The following is a 5115-nucleotide window of genomic DNA, read 5'->3' as shown; positions in this document are numbered from 1 at the left end:
GTAACCGGGACCCGGGCGGGCCGCGCCGGACCGACGTATCGTCGGAGTCGACCGTCAAATACGCATCGATGAAGGGACTTTGAAATGGCCGGAACGACCCCCTCCCCCGAGTCCCGGTGCCCGGTCGGGCGCGGGCCGGACGGCACATGGGCCCTGCGGGGCCACGCCGAGGTGGAGGCCGCGGCACGCGACCCGCGGCGATTCTCCAGCGCGGCATCCTCGCACCTCAACGTGCCCAACGGCATGGACGGCGACGAGCACCGGCGGTTCCGGGCGGTCATCGACCGGCACTTGGCCGATGACGTGATCCGCCCCCTGGAGCCGTCGATCCGGCACATCGCCGACGACGCGGCCGCCCGGCTCGTCGAGGGCCCCGCCTCGGGCGTGGAGCTGGTCCGGGAATTCGGCCGCCGCGTGGCGGTGCGCTCCCAGTGCGAATGGCTCGGCTGGCCCGACTCCCTCGACGCCACGCTGACCGGGTGGATGGACGACAACCATGCGGCGACCCGCTCCGGCGATCGCCGGCGCACCGCCGAGGTCGCCCGCCGGTTCGACGAGATCATCCGCGGGATCCTCGCCGACAAGGAACCGGACGGGGGCGCGGGCGCCGATCCCACGTCCCGCCTGATGGCGGACCGGGTCGAGGATCCCGCCGCGCCCGGCGGCTCGCGTCCCCTGACGACCGAGGAGATCGTTTCCATCCTGCGCAACTGGACCGCGGGCGACCTCGGCTCCATCGCGGCGTCGATCGGCGTGGTGGGCCACTACCTCGCCGCCCGACCGGAGCTGCAGGACCGCATGCGCGCCTGGGCCGCCGACGAGACCGCCCACGCCGCCGAACTGGACGCGGCGATCGACGAGATCCTGCGCATCGACGACCCCTTCCCCGCCAACCGCCGCGTCACCACCGCCGACGTCGAGGTCGGCGACGCGGTCATCCCGTCCGGGTCGCGCGTCGAGCTGGATTGGATCGCCGCCAATCGCGACGCGGACGTCTTCGGCGACCCCGACGAATTCCGGCCGGAGGCCAACGCCGCCGCCAACCTCGTCTACGGCACCGGCCCCCACGTGTGCCCGGGCCGGTTGATCTCCACCATCGAAATCCGCTGCGCCATCGCCGCGCTGCTGCGGGCGACGGGGTCGTTCCGCCTCGACGGCGACCGGCCGTCGGAACGCGAGGAACGTCCCGCCGGAGGATGGCGGACCGTCCACCTCGTGCTGGGCTGACGCACGGCCACGCACGAAAAAGCGGCCCCCGGGTGATCCCCGGGGGCCGCCTTCGTCTATCGGGCGACCGGTGCGCGACTAGTGCGCGAAGTGGCGCGCGCCCGTCAGGTACATGGTCACGCCGGCCTTGTTCGCGGCCTCGATGACCTCGGCGTCGCGGATGGAGCCGCCCGGCTGGACGACGGCGCGGACGCCGGCCTCGGCGAGCATCTCGAAACCGTCGGCGAAGGGGAAGAACGCGTCGGAGGCGGCGACCGCCCCGCGGGCGCGCTCGTCGTCGCCGGCCAGGGAGTTGGCGCGCTCGACCGCCAGCTTCGCGGCATCGACGCGGTTGACCTGGCCCATGCCGACGCCCACGGTGGCGCCGTCGCGGGCCAGCAGGATGGCGTTGGACTTCACGGCGCGCACGGCGTTCCAGGCGAAGACCAGGTCCGCGAGGGTCTCGTCGTCGGCGGCCTCGCCGGCGGCCAGGGTCCAGTTCGCGGCGTCGTCGCCCTCGGCCTGCAGCGCATCGCGCTCCTGCAGCAGCATGCCGCCGGAGACCTGGCGGTACTCGGTGGCCTCGCCCTGCGGCGCCGGCGCCTGGAGGATGCGGATGTTCTTCTTCTGGCTCAGCACCTCGACGGCGCCGTCCTCGTAGCCCGGGGCGACGATGACCTCGGTGAAGATCTCCGCGACCTGCTCGGCCATCTCGACGGACACCTCGCGGTTGACCGCGATGACGCCGCCGAACGCGGACACCGGGTCGCACGCGTGGGCCGCCAGGTGCGCCTTCGCGATCGACTCGTCCGACACCGCGATGCCACACGGGTTCGCGTGCTTGATGATGGCCACGCACGGGCGCTCGTGATCCCACGCGGCGCGCCACGCGGCATCGGAGTCCGTGTAGTTGTTGTAGCTCATCTCCTTGCCGTGGAACTGCTCCGCCTGGGCCAGGCCCGCGGGCGCCGACGGGTCGACGTACAGCGCGGCGGCCTGGTGCGGGTTCTCGCCGTAGCGCAGGGTGGCGGAACGCTCGTAGGTGTGGCCGAACCACTCGGGGAACGCCACGGCGCCATCCGCCGAATCAGTGCCGGCCGACTCGTCGTCAAGCTGGGAACCCATCCACGACGCGACCGCGACGTCGTAGGACGCCGTGTGGCGGAACGCGTCGACGGCCAGGGCGGTGCGCTCCGGGCGGGTGAAACCGCCGCCGGCGACCGCCTCGGCGACCTCGCCGTACTTCGCCGGATCCACGACCACGGCCACCGACGGGTGATTCTTCGCCGCCGCGCGGACCATCGACGGGCCGCCGATGTCGATCTGCTCGACGCACGCGTCGAAGTCGGCGCCCGACGCCACGGTCTCCGTGAACGGGTACAGGTTCACCACGACCAGCTGGAAGGGCTCGACGCCCAGGTCCGCGAGCTGCGACAGGTGATCGTCCTTGCGGGTGTCGGCGAGGATGCCGGCGTGGACGCGCGGGTGGAGGGTCTTCACCCGGCCCTCGAGGCACTCCGGGAAGCCCGTGAGCTCCTCGACCGGGGTCACCGGCACGCCGGCGTCGGCGATGCGGGACGCGGTGGAGCCGGTGGACACGATCTGCACGCCGCCGTCGTGGAGGGCGCGGGCGAGATCCTCCAGACCGGTCTTGTCGTAGACGCTGATGAGCGCGCGCTTGATGGGCTTGCGGTCCATGCTGCCGTGATCCTGGGTCATGAAAACTTCGCCTTTCGTCCGTCCCGCGTGATTCCGCGTTCCGAGATGGTGTGGAGAACGTCGACCAGCAGCCGACGCTCGACGATCTTGATGCGTTCGTGCAACGTGTCCACGGTGTCGCCGTCCTCGACGACGACCGCCTCCTGCGCGAGGATCGGCCCCGTGTCCACGCCCGCGTCGACGATGTGCACCGTCGTTCCGGTGACCTTCACCCCGTGCGCCAGCGCATCCGGCACCGCGTGCGCGCCGGGGAACGACGGCAGCAGGGCGGGATGGGTGTTGACGATCCGGTCCGGGAAGGCGTCGATGAACCCCTGCCCGAGAATGCGCATGAACCCCGCCGACACGACGAAATCCGGGCGATGCTCGCGCACCGCGGCCAGCAGGGTCGCGTCCCAGCCCGCACGGTCGGCGCGGGCGGCGGCATCGAACGGCACCTGGAAGGAGGGGATCCCCGCCTCGTCGGCCCGCTTCAGCGCCTCGCAGTCCTTGTCGGAGCCGACGGCGGCCACGCGCACGCGCGCCGGGTCGAGCGTGTCGAGCATCGACTGCAGCAACGAGCCCGTGCCGGAGGCCAGCACGACGATGGTCAGGGGCGCCGCCGCGTCATCCGGCCGGGCGCTGTGTGATTCGGTCACGGCTGAACAGTCTACCCACCCGCCCGGACCGCCCCGGCCCGACCTCCCCCGGTCAGGAACGCGGGGCGTCGCCGTCCGGGTCGGCGTCCGGTTCCCGCTTTACGACGGCGTCGGCCTCATCGCCGTCGGCCACCTCTATTTCAGTGACCTCTTCTTCAACGGCCTCTTCGTCGGCCACCACCTCATTGGGGGCCTCTTCCTCAGTGGCCGCATCGTCTTCGGCGACAGCTTCGTCGGTGGCCTCTGCTTCGGCGGGCGCTGCTTCTTCGGCGACAGCTTCGTCGGCGACCTCTTTTTCGGCGGCGTCTTCGCCGGCGTCATCTTCGTCGGCCACCTCTTCATCCACGGCCTCTTCTTCGGTGTCGGGCCCGACGGTTGCCGAGGGGGCGTCGTCAAGCTCCTGCTCCGGCATCCCCAACGCAGCCGGACGCGGCAGCCCCGCGACCATCACCGCGACGACGGCGCCCGGCACCACCAGCCACACCGACGCCAGCACGCCGGCCAGCCACCAGTTGGCGCCCGACCAGCCGTACTGGCCGACCTCGCCACCCAGCAACAGCGCCAGCGCGGCGACGAGGACCCCGGCCATCACCGCGGCCACGACGACCTCGACGTACGGGCGCTCGGAATCGGCGCGCTTCAGATGCCGGTGCACGCACCACACCGCGATGCCCACCGGCACCGCCAGCAGCAACCCGAACGCCGGCGAGAGATGCGACTGCGGCATCGCGGCCAACGTGGGCAACGGCGGCAGAGTGCCCGGGGACACCGCGAACAGCCCGGCCTCCGCCACGCCGACGTTCGCCGGGGCGCCGACGAGAACGCCCGCGGCGCCGAAGGCGATGTTCGGCAGATAGCCGACCGACAGCAGCAGGAGGCCGAACAACCCGGCCCCGCCGTCGGCGATGCCGAGCGTCTCGCGGACCGAGGCGTGATGCCACACCATGGACACGATCACCGCCACGGCACCCGCCGCCCACAGCCAGCCCACGTAAGAGGCCGCCAATCGCAGCGACGCCAACGGCCACTCCGGCCACGCCCTGCGGCGCAGCAGCGCGCGCGACAGCCGCGGCCCCATGCCCGCGACGAGAGCCGCGACGTGAATGGCCACCGTCGAGGCGATCGCCGCCGGGAAGAAGGGCGCGTCGATCCTCAGCACGCCCGAGGCATCCCACAACATCAGCCAGGCGATGACGGTCAACACCACCGGCACGCCCAGGAACACCGCCGCCATGGTCCGCACGTCCCGGATGCTCACCGGCCCCGAAACCTCTCGGCGGATGCGCCAGGCGACGGCCGCGAAATACGCCATCGCCGGCACCGCGGGCACGAGGCCCAGATCCGTGCCGCCGAACTCGAACGGCGCCAGATTGAGCAGCATCCACGACGAAGCGATGGTCGCCGGCAGCGGCGTGAAGCCCGCCCCGGTCACCGTCACGCCGATGACCGCCACCGAAATGATCAGCAGCAGCGCCACCCCGTGCACGCCGGCGGCCGCGAAGAGGAAGCGGCGGATCCGCGCGGCGCGGGCCGTCGCGGCGGCGGGGCGGGG

At 72.2% G+C, this 5115-nt stretch carries 4 protein-coding genes; 1 reads left to right on the top strand and 3 read right to left on the bottom strand.

Annotation, left to right across the window (positions count from 1 at the left end; translation table 11 throughout):
- The first annotated feature begins 84 nt into the window (after positions 1 to 84).
- Positions 85 to 1227 carry a cytochrome P450 gene (locus tag GX015_RS07420; RefSeq protein WP_046649425.1) on the top strand — a complete coding sequence of 381 codons (1143 nt, stop codon included), beginning with the start codon at positions 85 to 87 and terminating at the stop codon, positions 1225 to 1227.
- A 78-nt stretch (positions 1228 to 1305) separates the two neighbouring features.
- Here GX015_RS07420 and purH read toward each other — a convergent pair whose 3' ends face one another.
- The 3 genes from purH to GX015_RS07405 all read right to left on the bottom strand — a co-directional run.
- Positions 1306 to 2925 (bottom strand): bifunctional phosphoribosylaminoimidazolecarboxamide formyltransferase/IMP cyclohydrolase, encoded by a 1620-nt coding sequence (gene purH, locus GX015_RS07415; RefSeq protein WP_102212581.1) that lies wholly within the window; start codon positions 2923 to 2925, stop codon positions 1306 to 1308.
- On the bottom strand, positions 2922 to 3563 hold the full coding sequence (gene purN / locus GX015_RS07410; protein WP_046649427.1) for a phosphoribosylglycinamide formyltransferase: 642 nt from the start codon (positions 3561 to 3563) through the stop codon (positions 2922 to 2924). The genes purH and purN overlap by 4 nt, the downstream gene beginning before the upstream one ends.
- Positions 3564 to 3615: 52 nt before the next feature.
- The coding region (locus tag GX015_RS07405; protein WP_291344017.1) for a DUF6350 family protein at positions 3616 to 5115 on the bottom strand (1500 nt) is incomplete at its 5' end.

The organism is Corynebacterium sp., assembly GCF_012837295.1.
Classification (GTDB): Bacteria; Actinomycetota; Actinomycetes; order Mycobacteriales; family Mycobacteriaceae; genus Corynebacterium.
Note: the sequence above shows the minus strand (reverse complement) of the source record. Positions and strands in the feature narration are given on the sequence as shown.

Bases quoted from the DNA above. Each gene is read 5' to 3' on its own strand.
- GX015_RS07420 (WP_046649425.1), top strand. From the start codon at position 85: ATGGCCGGAACGACCCCCTCCCCCGAGTCCCGGTGCCCGGTCGGGCGC.
- purH (WP_102212581.1), bottom strand. From the start codon at position 2,925: ATGACCCAGGATCACGGCAGCATGGACCGCAAGCCCATCAAGCGCGCG.